The organism is Klebsiella sp. K5-204, from assembly GCF_030128585.1.
Taxonomy (GTDB): domain Bacteria; phylum Pseudomonadota; class Gammaproteobacteria; order Enterobacterales; family Enterobacteriaceae; genus Klebsiella; species Klebsiella quasipneumoniae.
Map to the genome: position 1 here is coordinate 11396 of NZ_JAKUZS010000003.1, position 16546 is coordinate 27941.

The following is a 16546-nucleotide window of genomic DNA, read 5'->3' on the forward strand; positions in this document are numbered from 1 at the left end:
TAACCCCGGTCCTCTTCCATTGGGAGAGGACCGGGGGGAGGGGCAGTTTATTACGCCTCTTCAACCGAGACGCGCAGGGCCGCCAGCGCCTTACGCGCCGCCTTCAGCACCTGCTCGCACTGCTCAAGGGTGAGCGTCAGCGGCGGTTCAACGCGGATCGTCTTGGCGTTATTTAACGTCCCGGCGACCAGCACCCGCTGTCTGAACATCTCGCTGGCAAAGTCGTAGCCAATCTCGTTATCGACAAACTCGATGGCCATCAGCATGCCTTTCCCGCGCACTTCATTCACCAGGTCCGGATACTCCTGCGCCAGCAGGCGGAAACCGTCCAGCAGCATATCGCCTTTCTGCGCCGCCTGCGCCGGCAGGTTTTGCGTCAACAGCACGTTGATGGTCGCCAGCGCCGCCGCACAGGCCAGCGGGTTGCCGCCGAAGGTCGTGGTGTGCAGGAACGGGTTGTCGAACAGCACCGAGAAGACCTCTTCCGTCGCCACCGTCGCGCCGATCGGCATCACGCCGCCGCCGAGCGCTTTCGCCAGACACAGAATGTCGGGCTGAACGTTCTCATGCTCGCAGGCGAACATCTTGCCAGTGCGGCCCATGCCGGTCTGCACTTCGTCGAGGATCAGCAGGGCGCCAAACTCGTCGCACAGCTTACGCACCGCCGGCAAATACCCCGTCGGCGGCAGGATCACGCCCCCTTCGCCCTGAATCGGCTCAAGGATCACCGCCGCGACGTCGTCGCCGGTTTTCTTGCACTCGCTCAGCATGGTGCGCATGGCGTTGATATCGCCGAACGGCACATGGCGGAAGCCCGGCAGCAGCGGCATAAACGGTTTGCGGAAAGTCGACTTGGCGGTGGCCGACAGCGCGCCCAGCGATTTGCCGTGGAAGGCGCCGCTGGTGGCGATGAAGGTGAATTTACCGCGCGGCGACTGATAGGCTTTCGCCAGCTTGATGGCCGCCTCTACCGATTCGGTACCGCTGTTGCAGAAGAAGCTGTACTTCAGTTTGCCGGGCGTTAAGGCCGCCAGGGTTTTCGCCAGCATCGCGCGTAGCGGATCCAGCAGTTCCTGACTGTGAAGCGGTTGTTTCGCGAGTTGATTCTCGACGGCGGATACCACAACTGGATTACGGTGCCCTACATTGAAGATGCCAAACCCGCCAAGGCAGTCGATAAACTCCTGTCCCTGGGTGTCGACAAGCGTATTTAACCCTCCCGCTTGCCACTCTACGGCTCCGTAATCCCCGCCGGCTGTGACCGATTTTCGATACTCTAAAAACCCCGGATTCACATGCTCTTTAAAGTATTCTCTGACCTCCTGGTTAAGTGCTTTCATTTCCTCATGGTCAAGCGTGCGCTTTTCAATGAGATTCAGTGCGTGTGCGCTGCAGGCCAGAGCCGATGCGCTGGAAGGTAACCTGTTCAAAATGTGCTCCTGGGGCGGACGTATCACACGATACTGGATTAAGTATTGCAGGGATTACGCCAGTTCGGCAGAAGCGGTGAAAATCGGGATAAATGCAAAGTAAAAGACGAAATGTGTAAAATTTAATCTCATGGCGCCATTATTGGCACGTTTTATTCCTGAGCTGACGAGATTTTCTGCCTTGCGGCGTTGAGCGGCACGATCCGTCGTGGTGCGGGCTGCCCCAGCGCGGGGCAGCCGATGGTGAGAAAAGAGGCTTAGTCGAGCTGGGAGATCTCCATCGCCGCCCGGTCGATAATGCCGATGATCTGCTTGAGCTGGGCGGCGCTGCTGGCCTGCTGGTTCACTTTCAGGTCGAGGACCGCTTTGAAATTCTCCAGCGCGCGCTTCATCTGCGGATCGCGGCGCAGCTCGCAGCCGACCATCCGCGCCTGCAGACGCTCCTGGATATGGGCCAGATGCTCCTGGTTCTCCGCGTGCAGCTGTTTCCCCTCTTCGCTGATGACGATTTTTTTGCGTCCGTTGTCATCTTCCACGCTGATGAGACCCTGGTCCTGGAGCAGATCCAGCGTCGGGTAGATCACCCCCGGGCTGGGACTGTAGTTCCCCTGGGTGAGGGTTTCGATCTCTTTGATCAGCTCATAGCCGTGGCTGGCGCTGCGGCTGAGGATGTCCAGAATAATCAGCCGCAGTTCGCCGTGGCCAAAGAAACGCTGGCGACGTCCGCCGCCGCGACGGCCATGGTCGCCGTGTTCGCTGGGGTCACCGTGGCGCCCGCGCGGCCCACGCCCGTCTTCATGATGATGTCGCATGGTTACCTCCTGCTATGTTTTGATATATCTAATTTATATCTAAAAAATGAATTCTCGCAATGCTGGTTGTAAATTATTTTTTAATTTGTTGATATTTATCTATTTGTTTTTGATGGTGGTATTTTAATGCGGTTTGTTTTGACTATATCAAAAAAAGACTTGCATTCTTTTTAGATGGCAATCATTATCATTTGCATCGAGTTTAGATATATCTATTTACTGTTCACGAAGGCGATCGATGATGACAAAAACCAAAGCAGACAAGTACCCGCAGCGTGTCCGCAATGAGCTGCGTTTCCGTGAGCTGACGGTGCTGCGCGTGGAGCGCGCAGGCGCGGCTTTCCAGCGCATCGTGCTGGGAGGCGAGGCGCTGGAAGGTTTCGTTTCCCGCGGCTTTGACGACCACACCAAGCTTTTCTTCCCGGAGCCGGGCGCGGCGTTTGCCCCGCCGCAGGTGACCGAGGAGGGGATTGACTGGGGCGAGGGCGTGCGGCCTGCTACCCGAGACTATACGCCGCTGTACGATGCCGAACGCCATGAGCTGGCGTACGACTTCTTTATCCACGACGGCGGAATCGCCAGCCGCTGGGCGCTGGAGGCAAAAGCGGGCGATAAGCTGGTGATCGGCGGTCCGCGCGGCTCGCTGATGGTGCCGGAGGATTACGCCTGGCAACTGTATGTCTGCGATGAGTCCGGTATGCCGGCGCTGCGTCGTCGTCTGCTGGGTTTGCGTCAGCTGGCGGTGACGCCGCAGGTGACGGCCATCGTCACTATCGCCGATGCGTCATATAAAGATTATCTGGCGGACCTCGACGGCTTTAACATCGAGTGGGTGGTGGGCCACCATCCGGCGTTCGTCGCCGAGCGTCTGGCGCAGGTGAAGGTGCCGGCGGAGGATTATTTCATCTGGCTGACCGGCGAAGGCGCGGTGGTGAAATCGCTGCTGGCGCGCTTTGAGGATGAGAGCATCGATCAGCAGCTGGTGCGCTCGCAGGCGTACTGGCACAGCAAGTAAAAAGCCATCGTGGTCAAACCCGGATAGCGGCGCGTAGCGCCTTATCCGGGCTACGGTTGGCGCCGATTTGTAGCCCCGGTAAGCACAGCGCCACCGGGGGAAGTTTATCGTTCCGCCAGCGCTTTAAACACCATCGCCACCGCGTGGGCTCCGGGGTCCATGTTGCCGAGCAGGCTGTCGCTGTTGAGATAGGACGCTCGTCCGGCGCCGGCTTTGCCCGACTGGCAAGTGCGATCCGCGCCGGCCTGCGCCGCGGCAAAAGCGGCCTGCAGGTTCTCCGGTTCGGCGAGCAGCGCCGCCAGCGCTGGCTGCAGCGCGTCGATCATTGTCCGGTCGCCTTCCTCGGCGCCGCCGTAAAATTTCATCTGCTCCAGACCGGCGTTCAGCGCCTCGGCCACGCTGGCGCCTTGCCCCAGCTTCTGCCCGGCAGCGGTGAAGAAGATCGACATCAATACCCCGCTGGAGCCGCCCATCACCACCGTCAGGCGTTCGCCCGTGAGCGCGAACAGCGTGGGCAGATCGTTCAGCGGCAGCTGCTGGCGCTGCAGCAGGTCGGCAATCTCACGCGCCCCGGCGGCGAAGGTGGAGCCGGTATCGCCATCGCCCACTTTAGCATCCAGCGCGTTGAGATGGTCTTCAAGCCCGACGAGGGTGCCGGTCACCTGGGCCACGTAATCGCCCACCTGCGGGTTGGCCGAAGGCGTAAAGTCGACGCGCGGGCTGGCGAGAGTGGACGGCATGATGTTAACCGTCCGCGGCTGCACCGGCCGCGGCCAGCCGGCGGTTTCCACATCCGCTAGCAGCGCTTTCTCAATACTCTCTTCCAACACGATGGCGCTCAGCGAGAAACCCTTCATATCCAGGGCCGTCACCAGCGAGGCCGGGCCAATCAACCAGTCAACGCGCGCCTGAAGCGGCGTGTTGGCCAGTTCGCGGGTCAGGATCGCCATTTCGGCCACCGACACGCCGCCGAGATTATTGAGCATCACCGCCAGACGGCCGGTTTCCGGCAGGGCAGCGGTCAGTTTTTCCACCATCAGGTTGACGATTTCCGCACTGTTTTGCGTGGCGATGGTGGAGGCGCCAGGTTCGCCGTGGATGCCCATTCCCAGCTCGGCGTGGCCGGCCTGATGGCGCGGCGCGCTGTCCGCCTCCTGCGGCAGATGGCAGCTGGCCAGCGCCACCCCGATGCTGGCGGTGTGGTTGGCGGCGTACTGCGCTTCGCGCAGTACGGTGGCGAGATTGTAGCCGCGCTCGGCAAAATAGCCCGCCACCTTATGGACGAACAGCGTACCGGCGATGCCGCGCGGCTGTTTGTTTTCCGGCAGCGAAATGTCGTCGCCGACGATCAGCATTTCCACGTTGTAGCCGAGACGGCGCGCTTTCTCCGCCGCGAGGCCGAAGTTCAGCCGGTCGCCGGTATAGTTTTTTACGATCAGCAGGCAGCCCGCCTCGCCGGTCACCGCCTGAATGGCGGTAAGCACCGCGTCGACGCTCGGCGAGGCGAACAGATCGCCACAAACCGCGGCGGTCAGCATGCCTTTACCAATAAAGCCGACGTGCGCCGGTTCGTGGCCGGCGCCGCCGCCGGCGATCACTGCCACGTTGTTTTTATTCAGGTCGCGACGGACCACCACCCGGATCGCCGGATCGCTCTCCAGCCGGGCGAGGTTGTTCCACGGACTGGCGATGATGGTTCCCTCAATCACATCGTTGACGAGGCTGGCGCGCTGGTTAAAAAAGAATTGAGACATAGTGGTTCCTGAAGAGTAAGCGAAAACTCACCCTCCGGAGGCAGGCCTCCGGAGCGGTAACGGACAAAGTGGATTTAGTGACGGATAAGGCGCTGGCGGCGCATATCGAGCGCGATGGGCTCGCCGGGCTGCACGCTGTTCAGCGCCTCGCCCTGCTGACATAGCCAGGCGATCCCCGCCGCGCGGGCGATAATCGCGCCGTGGGCCTGTTCGCTGCCGTCGCGCAGGCACAGGCCTTTCACGCGGCTGGCATCCAGTTGCAGGACGGCTGACGGGAACATGTTGTCGGCGATAATAATGGTCGGCTCGCCGGGCGTCGGCAGCGTTTCCTGCACATCCTGCAGATGGCGCAGGGTGCGCTGCAGAATATCTTCGATATCGATATAGCGCGCCTGGAGATAGGGGTCATCCAGCTGGCGATACTGCTGGCTGAGCTCCATCAGCACCTGATGCCACGCCCATTCCGCCGAGCACGGCTCGGTGAGCAGACGATCGTTGGCGGCATCAAACAGATCCTCATCGTCGAGCAGGGTGTGGTGCCCGGCGAAAATCGCCGCGATATCGGCGTTAAATTTATTCTCCGCCAGCTCGGTCAGGGCAGTGAGATCCGCCAGCGTCTGGTCGATAGCCCGGCGCAGCCGCTGCTGCTCGCGGGCGACATCGGCGGCGGCCGGGCGGACCGGCTGGATCAGGGCCAGCGGATAGCGCAGCGCGATGCCTTCGACGCGCTCGGGGGCGGCCGGGGCCGCTGCCGGTTGCGCCGCAGGCGATTCGCCGAAGTTATCGGCGGCCAGCGCCTGAAACGCCGCCAGCGCCGCATCGGCCTCTGGCCCGCGGGCCAGCAGGCGCAGCTTATCGTTGCGCCGCACCTGCAGCAGGGCGATTTGGTTGAGGCTGTCCGGTTTGACGCACTTCCCGTTTTTCTCCAGCAGCAGATCGGCGTTAAAGCCCGCCAGCGCGGCGACCAGCTTCGACGCCGGACGCACGTGCAGGCCGTTGTGGTTCTGTATGACGACCGCAAGCGACTTGCTGTCGCCATCGTCGGCAAGCGTCGGCGCCGGGGCGGCGTCAGGGGTTGGCGAAGGTAAACCCAGCTGGATCCGTTTGGCCTCCAGGGCGTTCATGGCGTCGGCGATCACTTTGTCGATCCCGGCGCCGGAGGCGGCGCTGACGGTGGCCGCCAGCGTCCCCTCCACCAGCGGCGCGGCGCACAGCCGCACCTTCGCGGCAATCGCCGGATCGAGCAGGTCGAGGGCGGTCTCGGCGCTGAGCAACGCGCTGCCGATATCCATCATCACCAGCACGTGGTCGGTATCGGCGACGGATTCGATCGCTTCCATGACCTTGATCGGATCGGTGCCGATCGGGCTGTCGGGATCGTCGATCCCGGCGGCGATCGCCAGCTTGCAGCCGTCGTTGATTAACATCTGCCGGGCCAGTTCTCCGACACCTTCGCCCAGCCGGGCGCTATGAGAAACAATAACCAGGTTTACCATCGCGATTTCCTTACTCTTTGGCCGCGGCGGCCAGCATCTGCATCATAAACATCACTGACGTGGCGCCCGGATCCTGATGGCCGATGCTGCGTTCGCCAAGGTAGCTGGCGCGGCCTTTGCGCGCCTGCATGGTGATGGTGCTGTGGGCGCCGGCCTCCGCTGCTTTGCAGGCGGCATCCAGCGCGGCGGCGATCGACAGATGCTGCTCGCTGGACTGGCGCAGGGAGTCCACCACCGGCAGCCAGACGTCGCACATGGTTTTATCCCCTGGCTCCGCTTTACCGCGGTTGACGACGCCGTCCGCGCCTTCGCGGATCATCAGGTACAGTTCGTCGAGGGTCAGGCTCTGGTGGGCCTGAGTGACCTGCGCGGCGCGAATGAAGAAGGTGCCGAACAGCGGGCCGCTGGCGCCGCCGACGTTGGAGAGCAGCGTCATGCCGGTGTTTTTGAGGATAAAGCCAATATCTTTATCGGCAATCGACGGCAGCTTTTCCACCACCTTGCTGAACCCGCGGTGCATATTCAGGCCGTGGTCGGCATCGCCGATCTCTTTATCGAGGCCGGTGAGAAAATCGCTCTCTTTGGTGAAGATATCGCCGCAGCGGTACAGCCAGTCGACGATTTGCGTTCTGTTCAGTGACATGTCGTGCTCCTTAGTTTCCCCAGTTCAGCGCCGGGGTATGAACCGGGGCGTCCCATAGCGCCAGCGTCTCATCATCCGCTTTCAGCAGGGTGATGGAGAAGCCCGCCATATCCAGCGAGGTGCAGTAGCTGCCGACGAGGTTACGTTCGATGATGATGCCGGACGCTTCACAGCGCTGGGCGAGCCGGTGATAGACGCCGTACAGTTCGGACAGCGGCGTGGCGCCGAGGTTATTGACCATGGCGATGACCCGGTCGCCGTTTTGTAACGCGGTTTTGCTCTGCTTCACTTCCTGCCACGCGCCCTTAACGGTATCCCACTGGCGCAGCGTGCGGCTGTAGGCGCCATTCTCCAGCAGGGTATCGAACATCTCATCGACGGTTTGGTCCAGTGAGCTGAAGCGACGGCGGTCGATGCCCGGCTCGCCGTGAATGCCGACGCCGAACTCCATTTCATCGTCCTGCAGGGTAAAGGAGGGTTGTCCGGCGGCCGGTACGGTGCAGGCGCCGAGGGCGATGCCAATGGAGTGGCCGAGATTATTCAGGCGGCGCCCCAGTTCAGCGCAGTCCTCCAGCGAATCGCCGCGCTCGGCGGCGGCGCCGACCAGTTTTTCGATCAGAACGGTATTGGCGACGCCGCGGCGGCCTGCGGTATAGAGACTGTCTTTCACCGCCACGTCGTCGTCGACCACCACGGTGGTGACTTTAATGCCGCTCTCATGCAGCAGCTCGGTGGCGGTTTCGAAGTTCAGGATGTCGCCGGTGTAGTTTTTGATAATCAGCAGGACGCCTTCGCCGCCGTCAATCTGCATCGCGCATTCGAACATTTTATCCGGTGTCGGCGAGGTGAAGATTTCCCCCGGGCAGGCGCCAGAGAGCATCCCCTGGCCGATATAGCCGCAGTGCATCGGCTCATGGCCGCTGCCGCCGCCGGAGAGGAGGGCGACCTTGCCGGCCACCGGCGCGTCGGCGCGGGTGACGTACAGCGGGTCCTGGTGCAGGGTCAGCTGCGGGTGGGCTTTAGCCAGCCCCTGTAATTGTTCATTCAGTACATCTTCAACACGGTTAATCAGCTTTTTCATTATTCAGTGCTCCGTTGGAGAAGGTTCGATGCGGCCTCTCTGCTGGCGGAGGCGGTCATCGCGTAGGGGTATCGTCTGACGGTGCAGCGTGCCTGGCGATATGATGATTCTGGCTGAGCGGACGAAAAAAAGAATGCCCCGGCGATCGGGTTTCATTACGAAACATCACCTGCTGATTTTGTTTCTTTATGGAACGTTTTTGCTGAGGAAACGGTGAAAATGCGAGCTGGCGCGCTTTTTTTCCTCTGCCTTAAGCGCCGGTCATCGCGGCTGGCGCAGCGGGCTGAAAAAAATTTTTTGCTAAATTTCCCCCGGCTGTGGGGAAAAAGCCTGCCGCTAAAGGGGGATAGTAAGGGAATTATGCGGCAGAGGAGCGGATCGGGATCGCAATCCTGACGAAGACTAGGGTTTTTTGTTCCAATATGGAACGTAAAAATTTAACCTGTGTTTCAAATCAGAACAAAAAGGCGAAAGATTTTTTTGTTCCGTGCCGGCCCTACAGTGATCGCACTGCTCCGGTACATTCCGTTGAGGCCGCGCTTTACCGGCCGGCGCGGATAACGCCAGGGCTCATCATGTCTACATGCGCACTTATTTGAGGGTGAAAGGAATGCTAAAAGTTATTCAATCTCCAGCCAAATATCTTCAGGGTCCTGATGCTGCTGTCCTGTTCGGTCAATATGCCAAAAACCTGGCGGAGAGCTTCTTCGTCATCGCTGACGACTTCGTGATGAAGCTGGCGGGGGAGAAAGTGGTGAATGGCCTGCAGAGTCACGATATTCGCTGCCATGCGGAACGGTTTAACGGCGAATGCAGCCATGCGGAAATTAACCGCCTGATGGCGATTTTGCAAAAACAGGGCTGCCGCGGCGTGGTTGGCATCGGCGGCGGTAAAACCCTCGATACCGCGAAGGCGATCGGTTACTACCAGAAGCTGCCGGTGGTGGTGATCCCGACCATCGCTTCGACCGATGCGCCGACCAGCGCGCTGTCGGTGATCTACACCGAAGCGGGCGAGTTTGAAGAGTATCTGATCTATCCGAAAAACCCGGATATGGTGGTGATGGACACGGCGATTATCGCCAAAGCGCCGGTACGCCTGCTGGTCTCCGGCATGGGCGATGCGCTCTCCACCTGGTTTGAGGCCAAAGCCTGCTACGATGCGCGCGCCACCAGCATGGCCGGGGGGCAGTCCACCGAGGCGGCGCTGAGCCTGGCCCGCCTGTGCTATGATACGCTGCTGGCGGAGGGCGAAAAGGCCCGTCTGGCGGCGCAGGCCGGGGTGGTGACCGAAGCGCTGGAGCGCATCATCGAAGCGAACACCTACCTCAGCGGCATTGGCTTTGAAAGCAGCGGCCTGGCCGCCGCCCACGCGATCCACAACGGTTTCACCATTCTGGAAGAGTGCCATCACCTGTATCACGGCGAGAAAGTGGCCTTCGGCACCCTGGCGCAGCTGGTGCTGCAGAACAGCCCGATGGACGAGATTGAAACCGTGCTGGGCTTCTGCCAGCGCGTCGGCCTGCCGGTGACCCTCGCGCAGATGGGCGTCAAAGAGGGGATCGACGCGAAAATCGCCGCGGTGGCGAAAGCCACCTGCGCGGAAGGGGAAACCATCCACAATATGCCGTTTGCGGTGACCCCGGAGAGCGTGCACGCCGCTATCCTCACCGCCGATCTGTTAGGCCAGCAGTGGCTGGCGCGTTAATTCGCGGTGGCTAAACCGCTGGCGCCGGTCGGCGGTCTTTCTTTCTCCCCTCTGGCAGCGGCTGCCGGAGGGGTTCTCTATGGTAAAACGCGGAAAACAGTATGACTGTTCAGACTCAGGATACCGGGAAGGCGGTCTCTTCCGTCATCGCCCAGTCATGGCATCGCTGCAGCAAGTTTATGCAGCGCGAAACCTGGCAAAAACCGCACCAGGCCCAGGGCCTGACCTTTGACTCGATCTGTCGGCGTAAAACCGCGCTGCTGACCATCGGTCAGGCGGCGCTGGAGGACGCCTGGGAGTTTATGGACGGTCGCCCCTGCGCGCTGTTTATCCTTGATGAGACCGCCTGTATTCTGAGCCGCTGCGGCGAACCGCAAACGCTGGCGCAGCTGGCTGACCTGGGGTTTCGCGACGGCAGCTACTGCGCGGAGAGCATTATCGGCACCTGCGCGCTGTCGCTGGCCGCGATGCAGGGGCAGCCGATCAACACCGCCGGCGATCGGCATTTTAAGCAGGCCCTGCAGCCATGGAGCTTTTGTTCGACGCCGGTGTTCGATAACCACGGGCGGCTGTTCGGCTCTATCTCGCTTTGCTGTCTGGTGGAGCACCAGTCCAGCGCCGACCTCTCCCTGACGCTGGCCATCGCCCGCGAGGTGGGCAATTCCCTGCTCACAGACAGCCTGCTGGCGGAATCCAACCGCCACCTCAATCAAATGTACGGCCTGCTGGAGAGCATGGACGACGGGGTGATGGCGTGGAACGAACAGGGGGTACTGCAATTTCTCAATGTTCAGGCGGCGAGACTGCTGCATCTTGATGCCCAGGCCAGCCAGGGAAAAAATATCGCCGATCTGGTGACCCTGCCGGCGCTGCTGCGCCGCGCCATCAAACACGCCCGCGGCCTGAATCACGTTGAAGTCACCTTTGAAAGCCAGCACCAGTTTATCGACGCAGTGATCACCTTAAAACCGATTGTCGAGTCGCAAGGCAACAGCTTTATTCTGCTGCTGCACCCGGTGGAGCAGATGCGGCAGCTGATGACCAGCCAGCTGGGCAAAGTCAGCCACACCTTTGAGCAGATGTCAGCCGACGATCCGGAAACCCGGCGGCTGATCCACTTTGGCCGCCAGGCGGCGCGCGGCGGCTTTCCGGTACTGCTGTGCGGTGAAGAGGGGGTGGGGAAAGAGCTGCTGAGCCAGGCCATCCACAATGAAAGCGAGCGGGCGGGCGGCCCCTACATCGCCGTCAACTGCCAGCTGTATGCCGACAGCGTGCTGGGCCAGGACTTTATGGGGAGCGCCCCCACCGATGATGAAAATGGCCGCCTGAGCCGCCTTGAGCTGGCCAACGGCGGCACTCTGTTTCTGGAAAAAATTGAGTATCTGGCGCCGGAGCTGCAGTCCGCCCTGCTGCAGGTGATTAAGCAGGGAGTGCTTACCCGCCTCGACGCCCGCCGCCTGATCCCGGTGGATGTGAAGGTGATCGCCACCACCACCGTCGATCTGGCCAACCTGGTGGAACAGAACCGCTTTAGCCGCCAGCTGTACTATGCGCTGCACTCTTTCGAGATCGTCATTCCGCCGCTGCGCGCCCGGCGCAACAGTATCCCGTCGCTGGTGCATAACCGGCTGAAAAGCCTGGAAAAGCGTTTCTCTTCCCGGCTGAAAGTGGACGATGACGCGCTGGCCCAGCTGGTGGCCTACTCGTGGCCGGGAAATGATTTTGAGCTTAACAGCGTGATAGAGAACATCGCCATCAGCAGCGATAACGGCCACATTCGCCTGAGCAACCTGCCGGAATATCTCTTTTCCGATCGGCCGGGGGCCGATAGCGGCTCATCGCTGCTGCCGGCCAGCCTGACCTTTAGCGCCATCGAAAAAGAGGCCATCATCCACGCCGCCCGGGTGACCAGCGGGCGGGTGCAGGAGATGTCGCAGCTGCTGAATATCGGCCGCACCACCCTGTGGCGCAAAATGAAGCAGTACGATATCGACGCCAGCCAGTTCAAGCGCAAGCATCAGGCCTAGTCTCCTCGATACGCGCCATGGAGAACAGGGCGTCCGACAGACGATTGCTGTAGCGTTTGAGCGCGTCGCGCAGAGGGTGCGAGCGGTCCATGGCCGTCAGCAGACGTTCCAGCCGACGGGCCAGGGTGCGCGCCACGTGCAGCTGGGCGGAGGCGAGATTCTTCCCCGGGATCACAAACTGTTTCAGGGGGCCGCTTTCGGCCATATTGCGGTCGATAAGTCGCTCCAGGGCGGTGATCTCCTCCTCGCCGATCGTCTGGCTCAGGCGGACCAGGCCCCGCGCATCGCTGGCCAGTTCGGCCCCCAGCGCGAACAGCGTCTCCTGAATCTGATGCAGACTTGCCCGCAGCCCGGCGTCGCGGGTGGTGGCGTAGCAGACGCCCAGCTGGGATATCAGTTCATCGACGGTGCCGTAGGCCTCGACGCGAATATGGTCTTTCTCGATGCGGCTGCCGCCGTACAGGGCGGTGGTGCCTTTATCTCCGGTGCGGGTATAGATACGGTACATTCAGCTTCTCTCACTTAACGGCAGGACTTTCACCAGCTGCCCGGCGTTGGCGCCGAGCGTACGCAGATGATCGCGGCTATCGGTGACGTGCCCGGTCGCCAGCGGCGCGTCCGCCGGCAGCTGGGCATGGGTTAGCGCGATCTCGCCGGCTGCGCTGAGCCCAATGCCCACCCGCAGCGTCGAGCTTCTGGCCGCCAGGGCGCTCAGCGTATCGGCGTCACCGCCTTCGTCGCAGGATACGGTCTGGCAGGGGACCCCCTGCTCCTCCAGCCCCCAGCACAGCTCATTGATGGCGCAGGCATGGTGCCCGCGCGGATCGTAAAACAGGCGTACGCCCGGCGGTGAAAGCGACATGACGGTCCCCTCGTTAACACTCAGAATGCCTGGCGGAAAATCGCGGCAATCTCCTGCTCGTTGCCCTTACGCGGGTTCGAGAACGCGTTGCCGTCTTTCAGGGCCATCTCCGCCATGTACGGGAAGTCGGTCTCTTTCACCCCCAGATCGCGCAGATGCTGCGGAATTCCGATATCCATCGACAGACGCGCGATGGCGGCGATAGCTTTTTCCGCCGCGTCGAGGGTCGACAGTCCGGCGATATTTTCGCCCATCAGTTCGGCGATATCGGCGAATTTTTCCGGGTTGGCGATCAGGTTATAGCGAGCCACGTGCGGCAGCAGGACGGCGTTGGCCACGCCGTGCGGCATGTCGTACAGCCCGCCCAGCTGATGCGCCATGGCGTGCACATAACCGAGGTTGGCGTTATTGAAGGCCATCCCGGCCAGCAGAGAGGCGTAGGCCATGTTTTCCCGCGCCTGAAGATTGCTGCCGAGGGCGACGGCCTGGCGCAGGTTGCGGGCGATGAGGCGGATCGCCTGCATGGCGGCGGCGTCAGTCACCGGGTTGGCGTCTTTAGAGATATAGGCCTCTACGGCGTGGGTCAGGGCATCCATCCCGGTCGCCGCGGTCAGGGCGGCCGGTTTGCCGATCATCAGCAGCGGATCGTTGATGGAGACCGACGGCAGGTTGCGCCAGCTGACGATCACAAACTTCACTTTGGTTTGGGTGTTGGTCAGGACGCAGTGGCGGGTGACCTCGCTGGCGGTGCCGGCGGTGGTGTTGACCGCGACGATGGGCGGCAGCGGGTTGGTCAGGGTCTCAATCCCGGCATACTGATAAAGATCGCCCTCATGGGTGGCGGCGATACCGATGCCTTTGCCGCAGTCGTGCGGGCTGCCGCCGCCCACGGTGACGATAAGATCGCACTGCTCGCGGCGAAACACGGCGAGACCGTCGCGCACGTTGGTGTCTTTCGGGTTCGGCTCGACGCCGTCAAAGATCGCCACCTCGATACCGGCCTCCCGCAGATAATGCAGAGTTTTATCCACCGCGCCATCTTTTATCGCCCGCAGGCCTTTGTCGGTAACCAGCAGGGCTTTTTTACCCCCCAGCAGCTTGCAGCGTTCACCAACCACGGAAATAGCGTTGGGGCCAAAAAAGTTAACGTTTGGCACCAGATAATCAAACATACGATAGCTCATAATATACCTTCTCGCTTCAGGTTATAATGCGGAAAAACAATCCAGGGCGCACTGGGCTAATAATTGATCCTGCTCGACCGTACCGCCGCTAACGCCGACGGCACCAATTACCTGCTGATTTAAAATAACCGGCAGGCCGCCGCCAAAAATAATGATTCGCTGTTGATTGGTCAGCTGCAGACCATACAGAGATTGTCCGGGCTGGACCGCTGGCGTAATTTCATGGGTGCCTTGTTTCAGGCTGCAGGCGCTCCAGGCTTTATTCAGCGAAATATCGCAGCTGGAGACAAAGGCTTCGTCCATCCGCTGGACAAGCAGCGTGTTGCCGCCGCGGTCAACCACGGAAAATACCACCGCTACGTTGATCTCATTAGCTTTTTTCTCCACTGCTGCCGCCATTTTCTGGGCGGCGGCCAGGGTGATAGTCTGAATGTGTTGGCTCTTGTTCATGATTATCTCCCGCGCCAGGGTAATGCTGACGCGAATAGTCAGTAAGGGGCGAAAGTAAAAAAACTATCGCCACGCGGTTGGCTTAATTTATTTTTCTCAGCGTTATTTTGTCGCCCGCCATGATTTAGTCAACAGGTCTAAAAAGGCTTCGGAAAAACGCGGTGGCGGGCTTTTTTTATTAATTGATTTATATCAATGCTGGCGATCACATTTTTTATTTTAGCCGTTGCGGCGGGGTTTCATAGTGAAACTATTTGCCGATTTAACGTGCCAGATTGAAACAAAATTAATTTTATTTTTTTCACCAGTGGCTCCTTTAAAGTTCCGCTATTGCCGGTAATGGCCGGGCGGGCAGCGACGCTGGCCCGGCGTGTTCGCTACCGTCTGCGGATTTCACCTTTTGAGCCCATGAACAATGAAAAGATCAAAACGATTTGCAGTACTGGCCCAGCGCCCCGTCAATCAGGACGGGCTGATTGGCGAGTGGCCTGAAGAGGGACTGATCGCCATGGAAAGCCCCTTTGACCCGGTCTCGTCGGTCAAAGTGGAAAACGGTCGGATCGTCGAGCTGGACGGCAAGCGCCGGGACCAGTTTGATATGATCGACCGGTTTATCGCCGACTACGCGATCAACATTGAGCGCACGGAGCAGGCGATGCGTCTGAAGGCGCTGGAGATAGCCCGCATGCTGGTGGATATCCACGTCAGCCGGGAGGAGATCATCGCCATCACCACCGCCATCACGCCGGCCAAAGCGGTTGAAGTCATGGCGCAGATGAACGTGGTGGAGATGATGATGGCGCTGCAAAAGATGCGCGCCCGCCGAACGCCCTCCAACCAGTGCCATGTCACCAACCTGAAGGATAATCCGGTGCAGATTGCCGCCGACGCCGCCGAGGCCGGGATCCGCGGCTTCTCCGAGCAGGAGACCACGGTCGGTATTGCGCGCTATGCCCCGTTCAACGCCCTGGCGCTGCTGGTCGGCTCGCAGTGCGGCCGCCCCGGCGTGTTGACGCAATGCTCGGTGGAAGAGGCCACCGAGCTGGAGCTGGGCATGCGTGGCTTAACCAGTTACGCCGAGACGGTGTCAGTCTACGGCACCGAGGCGGTATTTACCGACGGCGATGACACCCCATGGTCAAAGGCGTTCCTCGCCTCGGCCTACGCCTCCCGGGGGCTGAAAATGCGCTACACCTCCGGCACCGGCTCCGAAGCGCTGATGGGCTATTCGGAGAGCAAGTCGATGCTCTACCTCGAATCGCGTTGCATCTTCATTACCAAAGGCGCCGGGGTGCAGGGTCTACAGAACGGGGCGGTGAGCTGCATCGGCATGACCGGCGCCGTGCCCTCGGGCATTCGGGCGGTGCTGGCGGAAAATCTGATCGCCTCCATGCTCGACCTCGAAGTGGCCTCGGCCAACGACCAGACCTTCTCCCACTCGGATATCCGCCGCACCGCGCGCACCCTGATGCAGATGCTGCCGGGCACCGACTTTATTTTCTCCGGCTACAGCGCGGTGCCGAACTACGACAACATGTTCGCCGGCTCGAACTTCGATGCGGAAGATTTTGATGATTACAACATCCTGCAGCGCGACCTGATGGTTGACGGTGGACTGCGTCCAGTGACCGAGGCGGAAACCATCGCCATTCGCCAGAAAGCGGCGCGGGCGATCCAGGCGGTCTTTCGCGAGCTGGGGCTGCCGCCGATCGCCGACGAGGAGGTGGAAGCCGCCACCTACGCGCACGGCAGCAACGAGATGCCGCCGCGTAACGTGGTGGAGGACCTGAGCGCGGTGGAAGAGATGATGAAGCGCAATATTACCGGCCTCGATATTGTCGGCGCGCTGAGCCGCAGCGGCTTTGAGGATATCGCCAGCAATATTCTCAATATGCTGCGCCAGCGGGTCACCGGGGATTACCTGCAGACCTCGGCCATTCTCGATCGACAGTTCGAGGTGGTGAGCGCGGTCAACGACATCAATGACTATCAGGGGCCGGGCACCGGCTATCGCATCTCCGCCGAACGCTGGGCGGAGATCAAAAATATTCCGGGCGTGGTCCAGCCCGACACCATTGAATAAG

The 16546-nt window shown here is 60.8% G+C and carries 15 protein-coding genes; 4 read left to right on the plus strand and 11 right to left on the minus strand.

Going from position 1 to position 16546, the window contains the following annotated elements:
• Positions 1–50 precede the first annotated feature (50 nt).
• A complete protein-coding gene (ygjG, locus tag MKR05_RS08705) occupies positions 51–1430 on the minus strand; it encodes a putrescine aminotransferase (protein ID WP_023291071.1) in 1380 nt (459 codons plus the stop codon).
• Positions 1431–1687: 257 nt separating this feature from the next.
• Positions 1688–2242: a PadR family transcriptional regulator gene (locus tag MKR05_RS08710; RefSeq protein ID WP_023291070.1), complete on the minus strand. Its 555-nt coding sequence runs from the start codon at positions 2240–2242 to the stop codon at positions 1688–1690.
• Positions 2243–2480: 238 nt separating this feature from the next.
• On the opposite strand from MKR05_RS08710, the gene MKR05_RS08715 reads away from it, so the two are divergent.
• Positions 2481–3257: a siderophore-interacting protein gene (locus MKR05_RS08715; protein ID WP_238875647.1), complete on the plus strand. Its 777-nt coding sequence runs from the start codon at positions 2481–2483 to the stop codon at positions 3255–3257.
• A 104-nt stretch (positions 3258–3361) separates the two neighbouring features.
• Here MKR05_RS08715 and MKR05_RS08720 read toward each other — a convergent pair whose 3' ends face one another.
• The 5 genes from MKR05_RS08720 to MKR05_RS26970 all read right to left on the minus strand — a co-directional run bounded on the left by MKR05_RS08720 (position 3362) and on the right by MKR05_RS26970 (position 8590).
• A complete protein-coding gene (locus tag MKR05_RS08720; RefSeq protein WP_238875646.1) occupies positions 3362–5011 on the minus strand; it encodes a glycerone kinase in 1650 nt (549 codons plus the stop codon).
• 74 nt (positions 5012–5085) lie between these two features.
• Positions 5086–6507, minus strand: coding sequence for a dihydroxyacetone kinase phosphoryl donor subunit DhaM (gene dhaM, locus MKR05_RS08725; RefSeq protein ID WP_101862525.1), 1422 nt, complete (start codon positions 6505–6507; stop codon positions 5086–5088).
• A gap of 10 nt (positions 6508–6517) precedes the next feature.
• A complete protein-coding gene (dhaL, locus tag MKR05_RS08730; RefSeq protein WP_017899726.1) occupies positions 6518–7150 on the minus strand; it encodes a dihydroxyacetone kinase subunit DhaL in 633 nt (210 codons plus the stop codon).
• A 10-nt stretch (positions 7151–7160) separates the two neighbouring features.
• A complete protein-coding gene (gene dhaK / locus MKR05_RS08735) occupies positions 7161–8231 on the minus strand; it encodes a dihydroxyacetone kinase subunit DhaK (RefSeq protein WP_110237906.1) in 1071 nt (356 codons plus the stop codon).
• 155 nt (positions 8232–8386) lie between these two features.
• Positions 8387–8590 carry a hypothetical protein gene (locus tag MKR05_RS26970; RefSeq protein WP_032429218.1) on the minus strand — a complete coding sequence of 68 codons (204 nt, stop codon included), beginning with the start codon at positions 8588–8590 and terminating at the stop codon, positions 8387–8389.
• Positions 8591–8841: 251 nt separating this feature from the next.
• Here MKR05_RS26970 and MKR05_RS08740 point away from each other — a divergent pair, with 251 nt between their 5' ends.
• Both MKR05_RS08740 and dhaR read left to right on the plus strand, forming a co-directional pair.
• Entirely contained in the window at positions 8842–9939 is a 1098-nt protein-coding gene (locus MKR05_RS08740) for a glycerol dehydrogenase (protein WP_008806556.1), read from the plus strand.
• Between the two features lie 101 nt (positions 9940–10040).
• Positions 10041–11966, plus strand: coding sequence for a dihydroxyacetone kinase operon transcriptional regulator DhaR (gene dhaR, locus MKR05_RS08745; protein WP_044524806.1), 1926 nt, complete (start codon positions 10041–10043; stop codon positions 11964–11966).
• Here the strand turns inward: dhaR and MKR05_RS08750 are convergent.
• Genes MKR05_RS08750 through MKR05_RS08765 form a run of 4 tightly spaced genes read right to left on the minus strand, consistent with a single transcriptional unit; the run spans position 11944 to position 14462 of the window.
• Positions 11944–12474, minus strand: coding sequence for a cob(I)yrinic acid a,c-diamide adenosyltransferase (locus tag MKR05_RS08750; protein WP_044524805.1), 531 nt, complete (start codon positions 12472–12474; stop codon positions 11944–11946). The two genes, dhaR and MKR05_RS08750, sit on opposite strands and share 23 nt — an antisense overlap.
• The gene (locus MKR05_RS08755) at positions 12475–12828 is read right to left on the minus strand and encodes a glycerol dehydratase reactivase beta/small subunit family protein (RefSeq protein WP_023291062.1); all 354 of its coding nucleotides are present in this window, start codon (positions 12826–12828) and stop codon (positions 12475–12477) included.
• A gap of 20 nt (positions 12829–12848) precedes the next feature.
• On the minus strand, positions 12849–14012 hold the full coding sequence (gene dhaT, locus MKR05_RS08760) for a 1,3-propanediol dehydrogenase (RefSeq protein ID WP_241509066.1): 1164 nt from the start codon (positions 14010–14012) through the stop codon (positions 12849–12851).
• A gap of 21 nt (positions 14013–14033) precedes the next feature.
• Positions 14034–14462, minus strand: a complete 429-nt coding sequence (locus tag MKR05_RS08765; protein WP_023291060.1) for a heme-binding protein — start codon at positions 14460–14462, stop codon at positions 14034–14036.
• A gap of 415 nt (positions 14463–14877) precedes the next feature.
• Between MKR05_RS08765 and MKR05_RS08770 the strand changes: the two genes are divergently transcribed.
• On the plus strand, positions 14878–16545 hold the full coding sequence (locus MKR05_RS08770; RefSeq protein ID WP_065812754.1) for a propanediol/glycerol family dehydratase large subunit: 1668 nt from the start codon (positions 14878–14880) through the stop codon (positions 16543–16545).
• The last annotated feature ends 1 nt before the right edge of the window (position 16546 follow it).

What these genes read in the sequence shown, in the direction of transcription:
- MKR05_RS08710 (WP_023291070.1), bottom strand. Translation starts at nt 2,242, where the DNA reads ATGCGACATCATCATGAAGACGGGCGTGGGCCGCGCGGGCGCCACGGT.
- MKR05_RS08715 (WP_238875647.1), top strand. Translation starts at nt 2,481, where the DNA reads ATGATGACAAAAACCAAAGCAGACAAGTACCCGCAGCGTGTCCGCAAT.
- MKR05_RS08720 (WP_238875646.1), bottom strand. Translation starts at nt 5,011, where the DNA reads ATGTCTCAATTCTTTTTTAACCAGCGCGCCAGCCTCGTCAACGATGTG.
- dhaM (WP_101862525.1), bottom strand. Translation starts at nt 6,507, where the DNA reads ATGGTAAACCTGGTTATTGTTTCTCATAGCGCCCGGCTGGGCGAAGGT.
- dhaL (WP_017899726.1), bottom strand. Translation starts at nt 7,150, where the DNA reads ATGTCACTGAACAGAACGCAAATCGTCGACTGGCTGTACCGCTGCGGC.
- dhaK (WP_110237906.1), bottom strand. Translation starts at nt 8,231, where the DNA reads ATGAAAAAGCTGATTAACCGTGTTGAAGATGTACTGAATGAACAATTA.
- MKR05_RS08740 (WP_008806556.1), top strand. Translation starts at nt 8,842, where the DNA reads ATGCTAAAAGTTATTCAATCTCCAGCCAAATATCTTCAGGGTCCTGAT.
- dhaR (WP_044524806.1), top strand. Translation starts at nt 10,041, where the DNA reads ATGACTGTTCAGACTCAGGATACCGGGAAGGCGGTCTCTTCCGTCATC.
- MKR05_RS08750 (WP_044524805.1), bottom strand. Translation starts at nt 12,474, where the DNA reads ATGTACCGTATCTATACCCGCACCGGAGATAAAGGCACCACCGCCCTG.
- MKR05_RS08755 (WP_023291062.1), bottom strand. Translation starts at nt 12,828, where the DNA reads ATGTCGCTTTCACCGCCGGGCGTACGCCTGTTTTACGATCCGCGCGGG.
- dhaT (WP_241509066.1), bottom strand. Translation starts at nt 14,012, where the DNA reads ATGAGCTATCGTATGTTTGATTATCTGGTGCCAAACGTTAACTTTTTT.
- MKR05_RS08765 (WP_023291060.1), bottom strand. Translation starts at nt 14,462, where the DNA reads ATGAACAAGAGCCAACACATTCAGACTATCACCCTGGCCGCCGCCCAG.
- MKR05_RS08770 (WP_065812754.1), top strand. Translation starts at nt 14,878, where the DNA reads ATGAAAAGATCAAAACGATTTGCAGTACTGGCCCAGCGCCCCGTCAAT.